Annotated in this window: 16 protein-coding genes; 8 read left to right on the forward strand and 8 right to left on the reverse strand. The window is 33.1% G+C overall.

Annotated features, from left to right (window positions below; translation table 11 throughout):
* A complete protein-coding gene (locus tag AC6EIZ_RS07670; RefSeq protein WP_498510171.1) occupies positions 1-1,359 on the forward strand; it encodes a ClC family H(+)/Cl(-) exchange transporter in 1,359 nt (452 codons plus the stop codon).
* Between the two features lie 6 nt (positions 1,360-1,365).
* On the opposite strand, the gene AC6EIZ_RS07675 is transcribed toward AC6EIZ_RS07670, so the two are convergent.
* Together AC6EIZ_RS07675 and purU are read right to left on the reverse strand one after the other, a co-directional pair.
* The gene (locus AC6EIZ_RS07675) at positions 1,366-2,670 is read right to left on the reverse strand and encodes an O-antigen ligase family protein (protein ID WP_498510172.1); all 1,305 of its coding nucleotides are present in this window, start codon (positions 2,668-2,670) and stop codon (positions 1,366-1,368) included.
* Positions 2,667-3,521 (reverse strand): formyltetrahydrofolate deformylase, encoded by an 855-nt coding sequence (gene purU, locus AC6EIZ_RS07680; protein WP_498513230.1) that lies wholly within the window; start codon positions 3,519-3,521, stop codon positions 2,667-2,669. Before purU ends, AC6EIZ_RS07675 begins: the two co-directional genes overlap by 4 nt.
* 80 nt (positions 3,522-3,601) lie before the next feature.
* On the opposite strand from purU, the gene AC6EIZ_RS07685 reads away from it, so the two are divergent.
* The gene (locus AC6EIZ_RS07685) at positions 3,602-4,714 is read left to right on the forward strand and encodes an NAD(P)/FAD-dependent oxidoreductase (protein ID WP_498510174.1); all 1,113 of its coding nucleotides are present in this window, start codon (positions 3,602-3,604) and stop codon (positions 4,712-4,714) included.
* A 19-nt stretch (positions 4,715-4,733) separates the two neighbouring features.
* Here the strand turns inward: AC6EIZ_RS07685 and dnaK are convergent, their stop codons facing one another.
* A complete protein-coding gene (gene dnaK / locus AC6EIZ_RS07690; protein ID WP_498510176.1) occupies positions 4,734-6,626 on the reverse strand; it encodes a molecular chaperone DnaK in 1,893 nt (630 codons plus the stop codon).
* Positions 6,627-6,747: 121 nt separating this feature from the next.
* Here dnaK and AC6EIZ_RS07695 point away from each other — a divergent pair, with 121 nt between their 5' ends.
* The 3 genes from AC6EIZ_RS07695 (at position 6,748) to rpsF (ending at position 8,676) form a co-directional block, all read left to right on the forward strand.
* Positions 6,748-7,635: a shikimate dehydrogenase gene (locus AC6EIZ_RS07695; RefSeq protein ID WP_498510178.1), complete on the forward strand. Its 888-nt coding sequence runs from the start codon at positions 6,748-6,750 to the stop codon at positions 7,633-7,635.
* A 22-nt stretch (positions 7,636-7,657) separates the two neighbouring features.
* Positions 7,658-8,116 carry a Tic20 family protein gene (locus AC6EIZ_RS07700; RefSeq protein ID WP_498510180.1) on the forward strand — a complete coding sequence of 153 codons (459 nt, stop codon included), beginning with the start codon at positions 7,658-7,660 and terminating at the stop codon, positions 8,114-8,116.
* A 74-nt stretch (positions 8,117-8,190) separates the two neighbouring features.
* Positions 8,191-8,676 (forward strand): 30S ribosomal protein S6, encoded by a 486-nt coding sequence (gene rpsF, locus AC6EIZ_RS07705; protein ID WP_498510182.1) that lies wholly within the window; start codon positions 8,191-8,193, stop codon positions 8,674-8,676.
* 41 nt (positions 8,677-8,717) lie between these two features.
* Here rpsF and AC6EIZ_RS07710 read toward each other — a convergent pair whose 3' ends face one another.
* Positions 8,718-9,920, reverse strand: a complete 1,203-nt coding sequence (locus tag AC6EIZ_RS07710; protein WP_498513232.1) for an argininosuccinate synthase — start codon at positions 9,918-9,920, stop codon at positions 8,718-8,720.
* Positions 9,921-10,051: 131 nt separating this feature from the next.
* Positions 10,052-10,261 carry a hypothetical protein gene (locus AC6EIZ_RS07715; RefSeq protein ID WP_498510184.1) on the reverse strand — a complete coding sequence of 70 codons (210 nt, stop codon included), beginning with the start codon at positions 10,259-10,261 and terminating at the stop codon, positions 10,052-10,054.
* Positions 10,262-10,538: 277 nt separating this feature from the next.
* On the opposite strand from AC6EIZ_RS07715, the gene AC6EIZ_RS07720 reads away from it, so the two are divergent.
* The 3 genes from AC6EIZ_RS07720 (at position 10,539) to AC6EIZ_RS07730 (ending at position 12,209) form a co-directional block, all read left to right on the forward strand.
* Positions 10,539-10,814: a DUF3134 domain-containing protein gene (locus AC6EIZ_RS07720; protein ID WP_498510185.1), complete on the forward strand. Its 276-nt coding sequence runs from the start codon at positions 10,539-10,541 to the stop codon at positions 10,812-10,814.
* Positions 10,815-11,016: 202 nt separating this feature from the next.
* Positions 11,017-11,949 carry a phospho-N-acetylmuramoyl-pentapeptide-transferase gene (gene mraY, locus AC6EIZ_RS07725; protein WP_498510187.1) on the forward strand — a complete coding sequence of 311 codons (933 nt, stop codon included), beginning with the start codon at positions 11,017-11,019 and terminating at the stop codon, positions 11,947-11,949.
* 17 nt (positions 11,950-11,966) lie between these two features.
* Positions 11,967-12,209 (forward strand): hypothetical protein, encoded by a 243-nt coding sequence (locus tag AC6EIZ_RS07730; protein WP_498510189.1) that lies wholly within the window; start codon positions 11,967-11,969, stop codon positions 12,207-12,209.
* Between the two features lie 52 nt (positions 12,210-12,261).
* Here the strand turns inward: AC6EIZ_RS07730 and AC6EIZ_RS07735 are convergent, their stop codons facing one another.
* The 3 genes from AC6EIZ_RS07735 to AC6EIZ_RS07745 all read right to left on the reverse strand — a co-directional run bounded on the left by AC6EIZ_RS07735 (position 12,262) and on the right by AC6EIZ_RS07745 (position 19,256).
* Positions 12,262-14,388 (reverse strand): HAD family hydrolase, encoded by a 2,127-nt coding sequence (locus tag AC6EIZ_RS07735; protein WP_498510191.1) that lies wholly within the window; start codon positions 14,386-14,388, stop codon positions 12,262-12,264.
* Between the two features lie 189 nt (positions 14,389-14,577).
* On the reverse strand, positions 14,578-17,526 hold the full coding sequence (gene uvrA, locus AC6EIZ_RS07740; RefSeq protein WP_498510193.1) for an excinuclease ABC subunit UvrA: 2,949 nt from the start codon (positions 17,524-17,526) through the stop codon (positions 14,578-14,580).
* Between the two features lie 44 nt (positions 17,527-17,570).
* Positions 17,571-19,256, reverse strand: coding sequence for a DNA repair protein RecN (locus AC6EIZ_RS07745; protein WP_498510194.1), 1,686 nt, complete (start codon positions 19,254-19,256; stop codon positions 17,571-17,573).
* Between the last annotated feature and the right edge of the window lie 63 nt (positions 19,257-19,319).

A 19,319-nucleotide genomic window follows, 5' to 3' on the forward strand; every position in this document is an offset into this window, starting at 1 on the left:
ATGATCAAAAGTCAAAATCAAAATCCCGTTCAAAAGAAATCAAGTCAAAGCATAAACAAACTTCTTCAAAGGAAATGGCTTAATGTAATTCTTGCTCTCATACTTACAGGCTTAGGAGCAGCATTAACGGGAATATTGTTTAAAACTGGAATTCATGCATTAGAAGATTATCGATCAAATCTTCTTGCACACATGCCTAGATGGATAGTTTTACCAATATTAGGAGCATTAGGAGGCTTGATTTCAGGATCGCTCATTCAAAATTTTGCGCCTGCAGCAAAAGGAGCAGGAGTAAGTCACATCATTGCTTTTCTTCGCCACAAGCCAGTCCCTATGGGATTAAGAGTTGGGATCGTAAAACTATTTGCTGGAATCATTGCTATTGGCAGTGGATTTCCACTGGGCCCAGAAGGGCCAGCAGTACAAATGGGAGGATCTGTTGCCTGGAAAATGGCAAAATGGTTAAAAGCCCCTATTTCATTTCGCAGAGTCATAGTTGCAGCAGGAGGAGGAGCGGGAATTGCGGCAATTTTCAGTGCACCTATTGGAGGCTTTATCTATGCAATTGAAGAACTTCTAAATTCAGCCAGACCAGTAGTCCTCTTACTAGTAGTAGTGACAACATTCTGGGCTGATAGTTGCGCTGATATTTTGCAAGCGATTGGACTAGATCAAAAAGCTGGTGGATTTGTTAATAATTTAGGTTTTCAATTAGAGAGAGCATATACACCAGTAATCGAATTCTTTCCTATAGATTTTTTATATTTAATAGTTTTAGGAATCTTACTTGGATTGTTAGCAGAAATCTATTGCAAATATGTTTTAAAGATGCAAGTGGTAGGAAACAAATGGTTTAAAAATAAAATTATTCAAAGAATGAGTTTGTCCGGATTATTACTTGGCTCAATGTATTCAATAATTCCAGAAACTTTTCACAATATCGAAGGATTACAAAAGATTATTGTTAATGAAGGCAGTAGTTATACGCTTGCAATAAGTATATTTTTAGTTTTATTTTTTGCTTCTGGTTTAGCAGCCGCTTCTGGAGCTCCAGGTGGTTTATTTTATCCAATGCTCACCCTAGGAGGAGCAATAGGGTTAGCGAGCGGTATTGGGGTAGAAGCATTTACAGGCCATGTGCCAACAACATATATTTTTGCAGGAATGGGCGGATTCGTAGCTGGATGCTCAAGAACCCCATTAACAGCAATGTTTTTAGCCTTCGCATTAACTAAAAATCTTTTAATACTAAAACCACTCTTGATTACATGTATAGCTAGCTTTTTAACTGCCAGAATATTTAATGAGCATTCAATTTATGAAAGACAAATTAAAATTGAAGAAGAAGAATTAATATAAAATTTTTTAAATTTTTTTTAATGAATCATTATAGCTTCTAGAATTATAGAACATACATCTTAGACCTATCAATAATATCCAACCTAAAATATTTATTCTGCTATCAAATATTGGAATATCTGTCGCATGAAAACAAATAAGAATTAAAGTAGAAGTGAACCAAGCTCGATCAACTATAATATATTTTTGATCATTTGAATTATTAAATATTCTATGACAGGAGGAAATTAATAATAAACTAAACACAAATATGTTAATCAATAAAGACACTACTACCCCATGGCTAACGGCTAATTCTAAAGGCAAATTATGAGAGTGGCCATGAGATAACCCTGTCCTTAAAGGATAAATAATTGAAAAAGCTGCTGCACCCCATCCCAACCATGGTTTTTCAAAAATTAGATTAACTGCTATTTTCCATTGACCAATTCGTGTCGCTTCAAAAGGTCTGGTATCCATGAACTGCATATCACTTAATCTCATCCAAATAAATTCAGGCACAATACTTCTTGCAAATTGCTGAATTCCAAAATCAAAAACTGGTAAAACAGCAATAAGTACTGGGAAAAAGAAAATAAGCATTAAAGGTATTAACCAACTCCATGATGCTGAACCAAGAACTAGCGGTAATCCTAAAAAAATTGCGCCCCATGCATTGCGAGATTCAGTCAAAATCATTGCTGAAACAAAGGCCACTAAAAGAACAAAAGGAATAACTCGATTTCTACCAAAGATAAAAGGATGCAAAACGGAAGCCAAACAAAATGGCCATACGCCTGATAACCATGCAGCAGTAATATTCGCGTAATCAAACAACCCAGACAATCTGCCTAAAGGCTCTCCTCCTGGAGAAATAAACCAAATTATTAAACCATCAAAAATCTCCCAAGGTCCCTCCCATCCAAACCATAACTGACCAAAACCCGTGATCAAAACAGGGAGGCTTCCTAATACAAGACAAAAAGCGCATTTTATTCTTCTTTCAGGAGTTAACAAATATGGTTGCAAGCCCCAAAAGCACCAAAAGAATGGCAACCAATTAAAAAGACCAAGCCAAGCTAACCAACCAGTATGAGCACGAATACAACCAATTATCATCAAAAAAGTTATGAGCACTAGCGGATAATTCCAATACTCCCTCCAATAAAGATTCCTTCTTTTAAGACTTCCGTCAAAAAGAGCTACAAGCAAAAATAGATAAGAAATTAAGGCACTAGAAGGCAAACAAAATAAACCTAACTGAAAACAACTCCAGCCAATTTTTTCTGAAAAATTATTTTTTAAATTAAAGAAATAAGCATTATTAATCATGTAAAGACAGCCGTTCTACCTCTATAAACAATAACTTGTCTTTTTAAATGCAATCTTAAGGCTCTTGCTAAAGCTACTCGCTCCAAATCTCTACCCTTTCTTATTAAATCTGATACTTCATCACGATGACTTACATTAGATATAGTCTGTTCAATGATGGGTCCCGCATCAAGATCCTTAGTAACATAATGCGCTGTTGCACCAATTAACTTTACTCCTCTTTCCCAAGCTTGATGATATGGTTGAGCACCTTTAAAGGCAGGAAGAAAAGAATGATGAATATTAATCAAAGAAGGAAACTTCTCTAAAAATGAACAACTTAATATCTGCATATATTTAGCTAAAACCCCTAGATCAATTTTATACTCAACTAGTAAATCTAAAATCTTACTTTCTGATTCTGCTTTATTATTTTTATCTACTTCTATAAGCTTAAAAGGAATAGAAAAACTTGTGCAAATTTCCTCTAAATCTGAATGATTTGATATAACTAAAGGAACATTCATACATAATTCTCCAGCCTTAACTCTCCATAAAAGATCAACTAAGCAATGACTCTGCTTACTAACAAATATTGCAACATTAGGAAAATCATCAGAGAAGCTCAATACAGCTTTTCCATTCAATCTCTTCTCAAGTAAAATTACTTCGGAGTTTATTTCATTTTTATCAAGCAGAAATCCATCTAAATCCCACTCAATGCGACTGAGAAACAATTTTGCATCTTCATCTGTATGGTGATCAGCATGTCTAATATTGCCGTTTTTACTAGCTATCCAACTTGCCAAATCACTTACAAGTCCAGGTTTATCAGGGCAAATGAACTGCAAGATGACTGTTTTAATGCTCACTTCATCCATATCCCTAAACTAATCTCTTTTTTAGAGCACTCGTTGAAAATTAACAAGCAAATTTCATAGTATCTATGCAAATGAATAGCCAAAAAGCAAAAAAAAAGCAAATAGAAATCTCAGTTGTTGGTAGTGGTATAGCAGGAATTACAACTGCCTTCTATCTAGGAAAAAAGAATTATAAAGTAAATTTAATCGACCCAACAGTAAATTCAAAAATAAATAATTTAACTCCAAAAAATGGAACACAAGCTAGTTTAGGTGTTCTTATGGGAAATATCTACAAAAGATCAAAAGGAAGAGCTTTTTTACTACGCAATAAAAGTATGAGCTTATGGAAAGAATGGCTTACTCAAATTAACTATTCTAAGTCAAACAAGATATTTGAAAAACCATTAATAAAAATAGCAAGTTCTGAAAATGAATATCAATCAATGATTGAATTAAGTAAAAACAAAAAAATATACGGAATTGAACTTTTAGATAAAAATTCTTTAAACTTCTGGAATTCTATCTTTGAGACAAAATTAATAGGCGGATTAATATCTCATGAAGACGGTCGATTAAACCCTACAGACTTAATAAAGTCATTAATGGAAAGTCTTGACCAAATTAAGATAAATAAAATTGAAAATAATGTTATTAAAATAAGAAAAAATAGCAATTCATATGATAAAAGATGGAAAGTATATTTAGAAAATAATCAATCTATTAATCAAGATTATGTCGTCATTTGTTCTGCATTGAATACTGAAAAACTATTAAAACCATTAGGTCATGAAATACTTTTAGAACCAATATTAGGACAAGTTATTGAATTAGAATTAGCAAATAAAACTGCAAATTGGCATGAATGGCCTGCAATAGTAAATTATCAATCTATAAACTTTATACATAAATTTCCAAATCATATCATTATTGGAGCAACAGTGGAAAATGGAAGTAAGCCAAGTTTATCTCATAAAAACGAAATGTTAAATATGAATAACTCTGCCCCGAAATGGATGAAACAAGCAAAAGTATGCCATGAATGGCATGGTATTAGAGCGAGACCGAAGAATGAAGCTTCTCCATTATTAAAAGAATTAGAACCTGGATTATTAATCAATACAGGCCACTACAGAAATGGGATTTTATTAGCTCCTTCATGTGCTGAATGGATTGGACTTAAAATAGAAACTAATAAATATTAAATTTTAAATAAATATTTATTTATTTTGATTCAGTAAAATCAGCGTCGATCACATCATCTCCATCAGTTTTACTCTCAGTGCTCGAATCATCAGCAGCTTGTGAAGCAGCATTTGCTTGTTGATATACAGAAGCTCCTAAGGAATACAATTCTTGTTGCAGTTCCTCAACTAGAGGCTTCATACTTTCATAATCATCTTTTTCAGTGGCCTCTTTCAACTTGACGCGTTTTTCTTCAACTTTGCTTTTTGCTGCATCATCAACTTTATCGCCAAGCTCAGCTATTTGTTTTTCAGCTTGATAGACAAGTGTTTCAGCTTGGTTTTTTATATCAATTTTTTCACGCTTTTCTTTATCAGCAGAAGCATTCATTTCTGCATCTTTGACCATTTTATCAACTTCGTTGTCAGACAAAGTAGACGCACCAGTTATTGAAATACTTTGCTCTTTACCACTACCTTTATCTTTTGCGTTGACACTAAGTATTCCATTAGCATCTATATCAAAAGTCACTTCAATTTGAGGAACACCTCGAGGAGCTGGAGGTATTCCATCTAACCGAAAGGTTCCCAAACTTTTATTATCAGAAGCCATCTCGCGTTCACCTTGTAACACATGAATCTCTACATTTGTTTGACCATCAACTGCAGTTGAATAAGTTTCTGCCTTTTTCGTGGGAACAGTAGTGTTTCTTGAAATCATTTTTGTCATAACCCCACCCAATGTCTCAACTCCGAGGGATAAAGGAGTTACATCAAGTAGCAAAATATCTTTAACTTCACCAGCAAGAACTCCGCCTTGAATAGCCGCTCCAACAGCAACTACTTCATCAGGATTAACAGTTTGATTTGGATCTTTAGTAGTAACTCTTTTAACTAACTCTTTGACTGCTGGCATTCGTGTAGAACCTCCAACCATGACAATCTCATCTATTTCACCGGTAGATAGTTTTGCATCTTTTAAAGCTTGTTCTACAGGAACCCTACAACGATCAATAAGCTTTGAAGCTAATTCCTCAAACTTTCCCCTTGTGAGAGTTAAATCAAGGTGCTTTGGTCCTTCGGGCGTAGCTGTGATAAATGGGAGGTTTATTTCACTTTGAGTGGCATTTGAGAGTTCTATTTTCGCTTTTTCTGCCGCTTCAGTTAAGCGTTGTAGTGCTTGTTTATCCTGGCGTAGATCAATACCTTCATTGCTTTTAAAAGTAGAAGCCAAATGATCAACAATAACTCTATCAAAATCATCTCCACCTAAATGAGTGTCACCAGATGTAGAAAGAACTTCGAATACTCCATCACCAACTTCTAAAACAGATACATCAAATGTGCCGCCACCCAAATCAAAGACTAATATTCTTTCGTTGCTTTTTTTATCTAATCCGTATGCTAGGGCCGCAGCAGTTGGCTCATTAATGATTCTGAGAACTTCTAAGCCTGCAATCTTCCCTGCATCTTTAGTAGCTTGGCGTTGAGAATCATTAAAGTATGCAGGTACAGTAATGACTGCTTGAGTGACTGATTCGCCCAAATATTTCCCAGCATCTTCAGAAAGTTTTCTCAGTACTTGAGCACTAACTTCTTCAGGAGAAAACTGCTTATCAAGTATTGGGCATTTTAATTTAACATTAGAACCTGCTTTTTCCACTCCATAGCTTACTTCTTTGGATTCGTCATTTACCTCATCGACTCGACGACCAACAAATCTCTTTGAGGAGTAAAAAGTATTTTCTGGATTCATCACCGCTTGACGTTTAGCAATTTGCCCAACTAATTGGTCCTGATTCTTTGTATAAGCAACCACTGATGGAGTTGTTCTAAATCCTTCAGCATTTGCTATTACAGTAGGCTTACCACCTTCCATAACAGCAACACAGCTATTGGTAGTACCTAGATCGATTCCAACAACCTTCCCCATGAGTTAGTAGCTCCTAAAAAAATTCTTTCTTTAGGTAACATCCTCGTTAGTTAAACCTATTTGAGGCGAGGCGTGGTTCCCGAACAGTCACGTAACTCTCTTGAGCAAACATAAGCATAAAATGATCACTATCACTGGAAAAACTAATCTTGTAGGACTTCTTGGACAACCAGTAAATCATTCTCTTTCACCAATTATTCATAACGCCGCATATGAAGAAATGGGACTTGACTGGTGCTATGTAGCAATGCCCTGCGATAGAACAAATTTAAATAAAGTTATATCAGCTTTAAGACTCACAAACTGCAAAGGATTAAATATAACTATCCCTCATAAACAAGAAGCTTTAAAAGCTTGTGGCAAACTAAGTAAAATTGCAAGTGATATACAAGCTGTTAATACACTAATACCCGAAAAAAATAATCAATGGATTGGAGCAAATACTGATGTAGAGGGGTTCCTAATGCCATTAAAAAATCAAGATTTAAAAAATAAGCATGTTGTTGTAATTGGTTACGGGGGAAGCGCAAGAGCAGTAGTTATGGGTTTAAGCACTTTAAATATTAAAAAAATAACAATAATAGGTCGCAATGAAAATTCATTAAATTTTTTTGTGAATAGCATGAAAAAATTATTCTTAAATAGCAATATATTTATTGAAGGTGTTAATAATATTAAATTCAATATTACGCAACATATTGGAGAAGCTGATTTAATTGTTAATACCACTCCAATAGGGATGAATAGCAAAAAAAATGAAGTAGAAAATATTCCACTTGGTCATAAAATTTGGGAGAGTTTATCTAAGAAAACTATTTTGTATGACTTGATTTATACCCCAAGACCGACAAACTGGTTAAAACTCGGACAAGAAAAAAATTGTTTCACAATTGATGGACTTGATATGCTCGTTGAGCAAGGTGCTTTATCAATAAAGCTTTGGAGTGGTTTTAATAACGTGCCTGTTGAGACAATGAAATTATCTGCAAAAAAACATTTAATGGTTTAATCTGAAAAAAATAAAATTACTTATGCCTTCAATAGGAGAAAAAATATTAGGATTTTTTCTATATATGATTCCATGGACTGATTCTCTTATGTTTGGTAATCATATATATATTAAATATCCGGTTACTCAAATTATTAAAATACCTTCTATTCCTATTCTAATAATAGAACGATCAATACCTTTTGGAAATTTATTATTGTTTTTAGCTATTTTCATTGGACTTGTAAGAAATAATAAAGTATCTTATTTTTTACGATTCAATGCACTTCAATCATTATTAATCAATATTGGGATAATCATAATTGGTTTTATATTCGAAATTTTTCTTAGTCCTTTTGGAAACTCTTTAATTATAAGAACATTATCAAGTACTTTATTAATAAGTCTTTTTTCCATGATTACTTATTGTATTTGGTCATGCACACAAGGAAATGAACCGAATTTGCCCATAATCAGCCAAGCAACAAAAATGCAATTGTGAAAAGTTACCACTTCAGTATAAGATTAAAAGTCCGTCGCTCTTTTTGAGCCATAAAGTCCTAGTCGGAAATTTCTATGTCTGAAAAACCCTATTACGAAACTATGTACATTCTTCGTCCGGACATACCGGAAGAGGAAGTTAATAGCCATCTAAAAAAATATAGTGAAATGCTTGAGAAGTCAGGTACAGAGGTTTTAGATAGTCAAATGAGAGGGAAAAGAAGACTTGCTTATCCCATTGCTAAACATAAAGAGGGAATTTATGTCCAACTAAGCCATAAAGGGGATGGGCAACAAATTGGAATGCTAGAGAAAGCCATGAGATTGAGTGAAGACGTTATTCGTTATCTAACAGTTAAACAATATGGACCTTTACCAACTCCAAAATCAACTTCTAAAGATGGTGATGGTGAGCCTGAAAAATCTGAATCAGATAAGGAAAGCATAAAACCCACTGAAGAGAAAGTTGAATCTGCCACTGAAGAGAAAGTTGAATCTGCCACTGAAGAGAAAGTTGAATCTGCCACTGAAGAAGAAAAAAAAGACGAGGTTAAGGAATAAGTTCTATGAAATAGAAATAGAAAATTTAAAAATTAACTATTTTATTTGTTAATCCATGACCAAATTCGGCTTGGCAAACCCCATACATAAATAAATCCTTCTGCGGATTTATGATTGAACTTATCCTCGCTTCCATAAGTAGACATATCTGAAATATATAAACTATTGTCTTTTGACTTACGGCCAATGACATCCGCATTGCCCTTGAAGAGCCTTATTCTGACAATTCCATTAACTTGCTTTTGAGAATGATTTATAAATCCATCCAAAGCTTCTTTTAAGGGACTAAACCAGAAACCTTGATAAACCAAATCGGCCCATTGTCTTTCAAGTCTAAATTTAGTATTTAATAAATCAGCAGGTAAAGTTAAACTCTCTATTTCTTGATGAGCTCTAATTAGTAAAAGCAATCCTGGTGTTTCATAAATTTCTCGACTTTTAATTCCTACTATTCTGTCTTCAATAATATCCAAACGTCCAAAGCCATGTTTTCCTGCAAGGCTATTGGCCTTCTTAATAAGAGATACTGGCTCCATCAATTCACCATCAATGGCCACTGGATTACCATTTTCAAAGAGTATTTCCACTATCTCGGGCTCATTAGGTGCATCAGATATAGAAGAAGTAATTCCAAAAACTTCATCTGATGGCATTTCAAATGGATCTTCAAGAGGACCAGCTTCTATACTTCTACCCAAAAGATTTAAATCAATAGAGTAAGGATTTTTTTTACTCACAGGAGCGACTATTCCATATTTTTCTCCATAAGCAATTGTTTCTTCACGACTCATTCCCCATTCACGAGCGGGTGTAAGCAATTTCAAATCAGGAGCTAAAGCTCCAATAGTTACGTCAAAACGAACTTGATCATTGCCTTTACCCGTACACCCATGCGCTACTCCATCAGCATTTAATTCCCTTGCAATTTGAACAAGTTTTTTTGCAATTAATGGCCGAGCTAATGCAGTTGAAAGCGGATATTTACCTTGATACAAAGCATTAGATCTAATTGCTGGAAAAGCAAAATCTTCAATAAAAGGTTTTACTAAATTGCCAACAAGTGATTCAGAAGCACCAAAAGAAATAGCCTTTTTTTTAATTTCATCAAGTTCATCCCCCTGCCCTAGATCTGCTGCAAAAGCAATTACATCCTCAACTCCATACTCCTTTTTCAAATAAGGAATACAAACACTGGTATCCACTCCTCCCGAATAAGCCAAAACAACTTTTTTAGCTCTTCCCATATGGTTGTCTCCTTTAAGGAAATTCAATAATCCATAGTAAATATAGAGAATTATTGGAGAAGTTTCTTATTTAGATAATCAATGCTGATTCAAATATTTTTAAAATCAAATTACTACAGAAAAACCAAAATTTATTCCCATGGCTGCTTAATCGATTTTCCTGATTGCCTTTCACCTACAAAACCCATGAACCACACGAACACAAAAGCTATAGAAGTAAGTCCAAAAAAAATAAGTACATAAATTAACCAAGTATCAATGTCATGACCAAAAATCAATAAATCATGAACATCATTATTTGAAGTGAAAATAAAATAGTGATGTGAAAACTTTAAAATCACTTCAAAACAATTCAAATTAAAGGATCTATCGGAAAAGACCTCCTAACCAAAAAATAAATTAAAAGGAATAGAGAAGGACCAAAAACCAAAAACCACACTAACAAATGATTTGTGTAGAAAGGTTGAGGGTGAATAATACCAACTAAGCGAAGAGAAATACTTACTAATAAAGCCATGACCCAAGTAAAAATTATTAATATCAGCTTTGAAGTCAGCATAAAGATTAGAAAATTAATCCATAATGCATTATGTTAATTCATCGACTAAAATTTTTGATATGAGCGATCTAAAACAAATCAAATTATCTAATTTAGACGGCATTAACCCAGCACTAACTCGCTATGGCAGGGAAGAGCAAGCACCTGTTCTCCCACTGAGAGAGGAACCTGATTTATTGTCATGGTTAGAGACCAGTGGAAGATTAATTTCTGATGAAGATTCAAATGATCAAGAAATAAGTACTGTTGAAGAAGAAGAGCTTTCAGCTTTAATGGGTGAAAAAGAAGACTATAAAGCTGAAGAAGAAACTACAGATGAAGAATGGGAAGACTAATCTACTAGCTTAAATCTTGAAAAAATCTCTAAAGGTTTTAAATAAAAAAGGCATATCATTTTTTATAAATAATATTAATCTACAAATATTGATTCTCTTAGTATTAATAATACTAATTTGTATCTTTTCTGATTTTTATTTTGAAAATAGTATTTTAACTGTTCTTTTTATAATTTCAACTCTAATCTCATTTATTATTACTTTGTCAAGTTTATCAATATTAAAAAAAATCAAAATTAAACAAATAATTAGAAAAGAGGGTCCAAAAAAACATTTTCTTAAAGAAGGAACTCCAACTATGGGTGGGATTTTTTTTATTCCTACAGGAGTAATAATAACTAATATTATATATTTTAATAACGAAAATTACAAAGTTATTCTAACTTTAAGCGTACTTATTATTCTTTTCATGTTAATAGGTGCAATTGATGACTTAATTAGTTTGAAAAAAAAATTTAATACTGGTCTAACTTCTAATCAAAAATTAATTTTACAATTTTTTATAAGTCTTATTTTTATTATTTTTTGTGGATTAAATAATTTAATTCCTAATACTATTCAAGTAGCAAATCAAAGTATTAGCCTAGGAAATTTAATTTATCCATTAGGTATATTTGTACTGCTTTCGGAAAGTAATTCAAGTAATTTAACTGATGGTTTAGATGGTTTATTAAGTGGATGCAGCGCCTTAATATTTACAGGTTTAGCTTTAACTATTGCGATAGAAAATCAAAGTATTAATGAAACACTAGCTCCTTTTTGCATGGTAATGTCTGGTTGTTGTATGGGATTTCTTTTCTTAAATAAATATCCTGCAAAGTTATTTATGGGAGATTCAGGATCTCTAGCGATAGGAGCATCTCTTGGTGGTATTGCTTTGATATCAAATAATCTTTGGTCTTTATTAATTATGGGAGGAATACTTGCAGCAGAGTCTATTTCAGTAATAATTCAAGTAAGTGTTTTCAAAATTTTTAAAAGAATAAAAGGGAAAGGTTATAAATTATTTTTAATGACTCCGATACACCACCATTTTGAAATTAAAGGTAACAAAGAGAGTCAAATTGTAGGTAGTTTTTGGTTTATTACATTATTATTAGTAATAATCAATCTAATATTTTTAAATCAACCTTAGATCTTCAAATTCAACTGATGACGTATTTTACCTGGAAAGAAGAAGGTTTAACCAAAGACTGTGAAACTCTTGATTCTATGGCCGCTAGGTTTGAAGAATCCGCAAGACTTATGAGAAAAATGTCGGCTGAAGGATTTAAAGTAGAAAATAGAAATAAACGTCAAATCATCACACATATAAACTCCAAAATTTTCAATGATTGGGGATTCGTTAGTGAAGAGCCACCCTATAAACAACTTACATTAATACTTGAAGAGTAAACAAAAATAAATTAATTTAATTTTTAAAGTGTAAATAAATAAAAATTCAATATTAATTAGATTTAAAAAATCGAAAATATTTTAAGCCATCAACAACACCATTTTGAGAATCAGAAAAGAAAACCCTTTGTTGAGATCTCAATCCATCTAATGATGAATCATGATCTAAAGGAATAACACTAGTAGTCAATCCCTTTATTAACTCACTATCACCTTGTTGACTTGCAATAATAAAAACTTTTTCTAAAGATAAGCCCCAACGCAAAGTCAAAAATCTAATAGCTTCTGCTCGTGATGCTCGCAAAGGAACAACATCCAAGTACCAATGACATTTCAAATGTGGAGTAGCAGCAAGTCCAGACTGTCTTAATCTTTTACGTACTAAAGGTAAAATCGCATCACTAGGTTCTTTTAATAAATAGCTAATCTTAAAAGAACCTTGATGATCAATTGATTGAAGCTCTAAATAAGCTTTTAAATCAAATAAAACTTTTTCGATACCTTTTCGATTCCAATCAACACTTATTGAATCTTGCCAAAAAATGTCTGATTTATTTTCATCAGCATAATAAATTTCGGTACCAGCTTGGCATATCCAAACTGCTGGTCTAGGTAAATGCATTTCTGCATATCTATGCCTAGCAGCATTAATTGATCTTCCAGTTAAAATTCCCAAATTAAAATCAAGTTCTAATGAAGGATCTTTTAACCTATTTATCAATATTGATAAGTCTTCCGATTGATCAAGGTAGTTATCTAAATCAAGAAGTAATAATTTCTTACCAAGAGGACTTGTCTCATTAGCAGTTCCCAATGTCCAATGTCGAGGTGCAAGAAATTTCACACGCTTCTGCATCAATGCAATGTAATTACAAACATGAGCATCCCAACTGAAATGCCTGGAGACTCCCTCAATTCCATTATTGCTCCAAGTTTTCCATACAGAAGAATTTGAACCAGCAGTCTCTAAACCATCTCGAAAAGCTTGTAAATCAGTTACATCTACAAGTAAACCATTTTCACAACGAGACAAAATATCCCTTGGTCCACCATCATCAGTAGTCACCATAGGTAACCCACACGCGGCAGCTTCCAATAATGTCAAACCGAATGGCTCAGTTAATGCAGGATTAACAAATAGTCCTTTTCTATGTGCAGCCCAACGATAAATTGAGGGAATTTGCTCTCTTTTATGTTGTTTTGGATAAGCAACCTTTCCATATAAATTATATTTATCAACTAAGTCAAAAACTTGCTGAAAAACTTCTCTTTGCTGTTTTTCAAGCTGTCGTGAATCTTCTCGACAACCTAAAATCAAAATAAGATTATGTCTTTGCTGCAAAATTGAGGAACGTCCATAAGTCTCAATCAATGCAGGAATATTTTTTCTTCTTACTGCTCTTGATATAGCTAAAAGAGGAGGAAGATTTATATCTCTCAAAAAGGGTTTGAAAAGTTTGTGTAATTCTTGTTCCTCTTGCTTTAAATTAAATTCTGTGGAATGAAAACGATTTAAATCAACACCAGGTGGAATTATTTCTACGTTTCTCGAACTAAATTTTCCATAACGGGAGTATTGTTCGTCAGATTCCTGCTTAGTACTTGTTATGAGTAAGTTTGAATGCGCTAGAGCCAATTCTTCTGCATCAATTCTTTTACTAATCGAATAAGTTTGTTCTATTTGATCATGATCTATTCCAGCAGCCAATAATCTTCTAAGTTTTTCCCGGCCTAATGAATGGCCAGTAAAAACCAAAGGCAATCCTAATCTTCTACTTACTAATGCCCCAACATAGCCAGCATCTGCATAATGAGCATGAATCCAATCAGGAAAATTATTTTCTTTCTGTAATCTTTGAACTATTTGATCAGCTAAATCATCTAAATAAGGCCACAACAATTCTTTCCTAAGATAACGCTTTGGACCAAAAGGTAATCGAATGATTTCAGCACAACTTGATATCTTTTCGATAGGCTTCGAATAGTCAGAGGAAATTTTCCTATCAATAATTAATCTAGTAATAAGTTCAACTTTTTCAACTTCTGGTCTTGCAGCAAGTCCTTTTACTAATTCTAAAACATATAAAGTCTGCCCTCCAGTATCTGAATCTCTGCCCAATTCAAGATCATGTGAGCGGATTAAACCATGCAAATTTAAATGTAAAAGTCTTAGTGCCAAGTAAACTCAAGAGGAGAATGATGGATGAATAACTGATTTTTGACCTATTAAACCTAAAGAAAATATTATATTTTATCAAAATCAATATCAATATTTAAATTTCTCTCTATCACTTGATTTTCAGAGTTTATCAAAACTAGAAACAGGCATCTCAATCATCAATATTAAGAAATATCTATAATAATTTTTTCAACTTTTTTTTGGAGGATGTAACTCCAAAACTTTTTTTAAGTAATTACCTGTATGACTATTTGAAGCCATTGCAACTTCTTCAGGAGTTCCCATAGCAATAATCTCACCTCCTCGATTACCTCCTTCCGGACCCATATCAATAATCCAATCTGAACATCGAATAACGTCCAAATTATGCTCAATAACAATAATTGAATTTCCTTTGTCTACTAATCTCTGTATGACATCCATTAATTTATGAACATCGTAAAAACTTAAACCAGTTGTAGGTTCATCAATTAAATAAAGTGTTTTGCCAGTTGCTCTTCTAGATAACTCAGTGGCAAGCTTTACTCTTTGAGCTTCTCCTCCAGATAATGTCGGAGCAGGTTGGCCAAGCTTAATATATCCCAGACCAACATCTAAAAGTGTTCTTAATCGATCTGCCGCTTGAGGTATTGCAGAGAAAACATCAACTGCTTGCTCAACAGTCATTTCCAATACATCAGAAATTGAATAATTTTTATATTTAACTTGTAATGTCTCTCGATTAAATCGAGCTCCTTTACATACATCACATTGAACATAGACATCAGGAAGAAAATTCATCTCAATAACATTTACACCCTGGCCACGACAAGCTTCACATCTTCCACCTTTAACATTGAAACTGAATTGACCTGCTTGATAACCTCTCGCTTTTGCTTCGACAGAAGTAGCAAAAAGTTGGCGTATAGGATCAAATGCACCTGTATAAGTCGCCGTATTAGATCTTGGTGTTCTACCTATTGGAGACTGATCAATAATAATAACTTTATCAATAGATTTAATACCTTTAAGCTCTTTTAATCCTTTTGGAAAAGGAACTTTCAAGCCTAAAGAATGATTTAAAGCAGGATGGAGTAGTTCATTTATTAAGGTGCTTTTCCCACTTCCACTTACTCCAGTAACAGCAACTAATCTACCTAAAGGAAAGTCTACTGAAACATTTTTTAAATTATTTTTATCACAATCAATCAAACGTAATTTTCTTTGTACTGAGTCTCTTCTACTTGCAGGAGTAGGGATAGATGAACGCCCGCTAAGATAAGCACCAGTCAATGACTCTTTTGCTGTCAACAAGCTATCTAAAGACCCTTCAGCTATGATTTCGCCTCCATGAACACCAGCACCAGGACCGATATCAACTAAATGGTCGGCAGCTCTTATAGTATCCTCATCATGTTCAACAACAACTAGAGTATTGCCTAAATCACGTAGCTTTTTTAATGTAGATAATAATCGATCATTATCTCTTTGATGTAGTCCAATACTAGGTTCATCTAGAACATAAAGAACTCCTGTTAAACCTGCACCTATTTGCGTAGCAAGTCGTATTCTTTGAGCTTCCCCACCTGACAACGTCATAGCTGGTCTATCTAGGGTTAAATAATCAAGTCCAACATCCAAAAGAAATTGAAGACGTAATCGAATTTCTTTTAAAACTAATTCCCCAATCTTTTTTTGTTTATTAGAAAGTAATTCCTTTGAGTTTTTTGTTATGTTAAGACCCATTAAATCCTCAACATTCTTAAGTGTGGTAGAAACACTTGATGAGGTTAGATCAGTTATTGCAAAAGATCCAAGTTTTACAGCAAGGGCTTCAGGACGTAATCTTTTGCCATGACAACTTGCACAAGGAACTAATTCAAGATATTTTTCCAACTTTTGGCGAACAGCTTCGCCATTTGCGTCCTGTAGCTGTCTTTCTAAAATAGGTAAAATACCTTCAAAAGGTCTTTTAAATCCTGAATCTTGTTTATATCTACTATCTACCTTAATTAAAATTGGTTCTTTACTACCATTTAATAAAATATTTTTTTGCTCTTCTTTTAAATCTTTCCAAGGAGTTTTGATCTCAAAGCCAAATGCCTCGCCAACTGAAAATAATAATGAAAAATAATATGAATTATCCTTATCACTCCATGGTGCAACTGCCGCATAAACTGGGAGTGATGGGTCAGGTATCACTCTCTCACAAGTAAATTTCTTCAAGTGACCAAGACCATGACAATCAGGACAAGCACCATACGGGCTATTAAAGGAAAATAACCTTGGAGATAATTCTTCAATCACAGCCCCATGAACTGGGCAAGCAAAATTTTCAGAAAATAATCTTTCTCTATCAATACCTTTTGGAAGTTCTTCATTCTTTTTAGGTACTGCTTCGACTATTGCTAAACCATCTCCTCTTTTTAAAGTAGTACTTAATGAATCAGTTAATCTCTCTTCAATCCCCTCTCTCGCAATCAATCTATCAACTACTACCTCAATAGAATGAACTTGATTTTTATCTAATTCAATATTATCTGCCAACTCTCTAACTTCTTTATTAATTCTGACTCGAACAAATCCTTCGGCAGCAAGTCCAGACAAAAGTTTCGAATGTGTTCCTTTCTTTCCTCTAACAACTGGTGCAAGCAATTGATATCTAGTTCCTTCTGGAAGAGTCTTAATTTGATCAACCATTTCATCGATACTTTGAGGCTTAATCGGCCTAGAACACTCTGGGCAATGAGGTTCACCAGCTCTACCAAAAAGCAAACGAAAATAATCTTGTATTTCAGTAACAGTTCCTACTGTTGAACGAGGATTATGGCTTGTTGATTTTTGATCAATAGAAATTGCTGGAGATAACCCCTCGATTGAATCAACATCAGGTTTATCAACCTGTCCTAAAAATTGTCTTGCATAAGCGGACAAACTCTCAACATATCGTCTTTGTCCTTCTGCAAAAATGGTATCAAAGGCTAATGAACTTTTACCACTTCCACTAACACCTGTAAAAACCACAAGTTTATTTCTTGGAATTGATAAATCAACATTTTTTAAATTATGTTGCCTTGCACCACGAATAGTTATGACTTCTTCACTGGAAGAACCAAGATTTAATGTCTTTTTTTTAGAATTAGATTTTGGGCTTCCCATTAGGGAAAAATATTAATAATCAATTGTATAAAAAAATATGCTCATCATGCAGCTTTGTGTTCCAGCAAGCTCGCCGCATAAGCATTCGCTTCAACGATTTCACCCCCAGCCAAGAGAGCTAATTCCCTCTGCCTATCTACGGTTTCCCTTAAATTAATCAGAATAGACTTTGTATTACCATCGATAACTCTCTTTTTTAAAGCAAAATGATTATCAGCAAATGCTGCAATTATAGGCTGATGTGTTACGCAAAAAACTTGTCGATAATTTGATAATTCACAAAGCAAATTAGCTACATAGCTACTAACTGATCCACTAACTCCTGCATCTACTTCATCAAAAATCAATACATTAGTTGGATCAAACGAAGAAAAAATTGCCTTAATTGCAAGAAGAATCCTAGATTTTTCTCCACCAGAGGCTGTATCTGCAAGAGGCGTTAAGGGAAGATCAGGATTTGCAGAAAACATAAAATCAACTTTATCAATTCCATTAATTGTTGGTTCGCATTCTTCAAAAACAACTTTAAAGCGAACATTAGGTATGCCTAGTTGTTTTAAACTTCGAATTAATTTATCCTCAAGTTGTAAAGCAATAGCTTTTCTTAAATCAGATAAATCTTGATTAGACTTGTCTCTTATAGTTCTTTTTTTCTTTTCATCAAAAGCAAGTTCGTTAATATTATTAGAACTATCTTGAATAGATAAATAATTAATCAACTCATTTTTATAACTTATAAGATCTGGTAAATTTCTTTTATATTTTTTTTGATAAAATCTAAGATTAGACAATCTAACTTGTAAATCATTTAAAAAAGTTGGATCAATATCTAATGTTTTTTCGTAATCATTAATTTGATAAATTATATCATTAAGATTATGGGTTAATGTATAAAAACTATGAAAAATTGAATCCAAAGAAGAATCGATTTGAGATAAAGATTTTAATTCATTGATACAAAAGTTAGTATGATCTAATATTGATGGATACTCGTCTAAGCTTTCATTTAAACGAATCAATAAAGATTTAATCCCCTCTTTTAATCTCAGAAGATTTGATAAACGATTTTCTTCAATTTCTAACTTAGTTTGCTCATTTGGATCTTCTAATTCTAATTTTTCTAAATCTTGGAATATGTAATTCTTTTCTTCAAGCTCTTTTTGAAAATCAAAAATCTTATCTTTTGCATGCTTTAATCTTAAATTAGATTCATTCCATATTTTCCAATCTTGATTTACAATAGCATTAGATCTTTTAATTTCTTTTAAACCTAATGAATCTAACAAGCTTAATTGGTACGATGAATTATTTAAAATATAAATATCTCCTTGTAAAGTAAAATCAAACAAAAGTGATCTTAATTCTGATATTTGATATCTATTCACCAATACACCATTAATTCTGAATCTAGATTTATATTTATCTTCTTTTAAACGCCACTCCCTAGTCACAATTAATTCTTCATCAACATCAAGTCCTTGGTCAATTAACCAATCTTTTGTATTCTGAAGAACAGAAAAAACACCCTCAATTGATGAAAAAGAAGATGTTTTAGGTACCAATCGATTATCCAAAGAAGTTTTTTTATTCGCCAATAAAGCATTTAATGTATCAATGAATATTGATTTACCTGAGCCAGTCTGACCAGTAAATACAGTAAATCCTTTATCAAAGTCAATCTCTAAATTACCAAATAGAGCTATGTTCTGAAAACGTAGGCTGTTTAGCATAATTCAATGGAATCAAAAAGACGCAAACTAGGCGTAAAATGAATTAGAAGAGATGTAGAACAT

The sequence above is a fragment of the Prochlorococcus sp. G4PB16 genome (genome assembly GCF_059772465.1).

Excerpts from the sequence above, each read along its gene's own strand:
- dnaK (WP_498510176.1), bottom strand. The coding sequence starts at position 6,626 with ATGGGGAAGGTTGTTGGAATCGATCTAGGTACTACCAATAGCTGTGTT.
- AC6EIZ_RS07700 (WP_498510180.1), top strand. The coding sequence starts at position 7,658 with ATGCCTTCAATAGGAGAAAAAATATTAGGATTTTTTCTATATATGATT.
- AC6EIZ_RS07710 (WP_498513232.1), bottom strand. The coding sequence starts at position 9,920 with ATGGGAAGAGCTAAAAAAGTTGTTTTGGCTTATTCGGGAGGAGTGGAT.
- AC6EIZ_RS07745 (WP_498510194.1), bottom strand. The coding sequence starts at position 19,256 with ATGCTAAACAGCCTACGTTTTCAGAACATAGCTCTATTTGGTAATTTA.
- AC6EIZ_RS07675 (WP_498510172.1), bottom strand. The coding sequence starts at position 2,670 with ATGATTAATAATGCTTATTTCTTTAATTTAAAAAATAATTTTTCAGAA.
- rpsF (WP_498510182.1), top strand. The coding sequence starts at position 8,191 with ATGTCTGAAAAACCCTATTACGAAACTATGTACATTCTTCGTCCGGAC.
- AC6EIZ_RS07720 (WP_498510185.1), top strand. The coding sequence starts at position 10,539 with ATGAGCGATCTAAAACAAATCAAATTATCTAATTTAGACGGCATTAAC.
- uvrA (WP_498510193.1), bottom strand. The coding sequence starts at position 17,526 with ATGGGAAGCCCAAAATCTAATTCTAAAAAAAAGACATTAAATCTTGGT.
- AC6EIZ_RS07685 (WP_498510174.1), top strand. The coding sequence starts at position 3,602 with ATGAATAGCCAAAAAGCAAAAAAAAAGCAAATAGAAATCTCAGTTGTT.
- AC6EIZ_RS07670 (WP_498510171.1), top strand. The coding sequence starts at position 1 with ATGATCAAAAGTCAAAATCAAAATCCCGTTCAAAAGAAATCAAGTCAA.
- AC6EIZ_RS07730 (WP_498510189.1), top strand. The coding sequence starts at position 11,967 with ATGACGTATTTTACCTGGAAAGAAGAAGGTTTAACCAAAGACTGTGAA.
- AC6EIZ_RS07695 (WP_498510178.1), top strand. The coding sequence starts at position 6,748 with ATGATCACTATCACTGGAAAAACTAATCTTGTAGGACTTCTTGGACAA.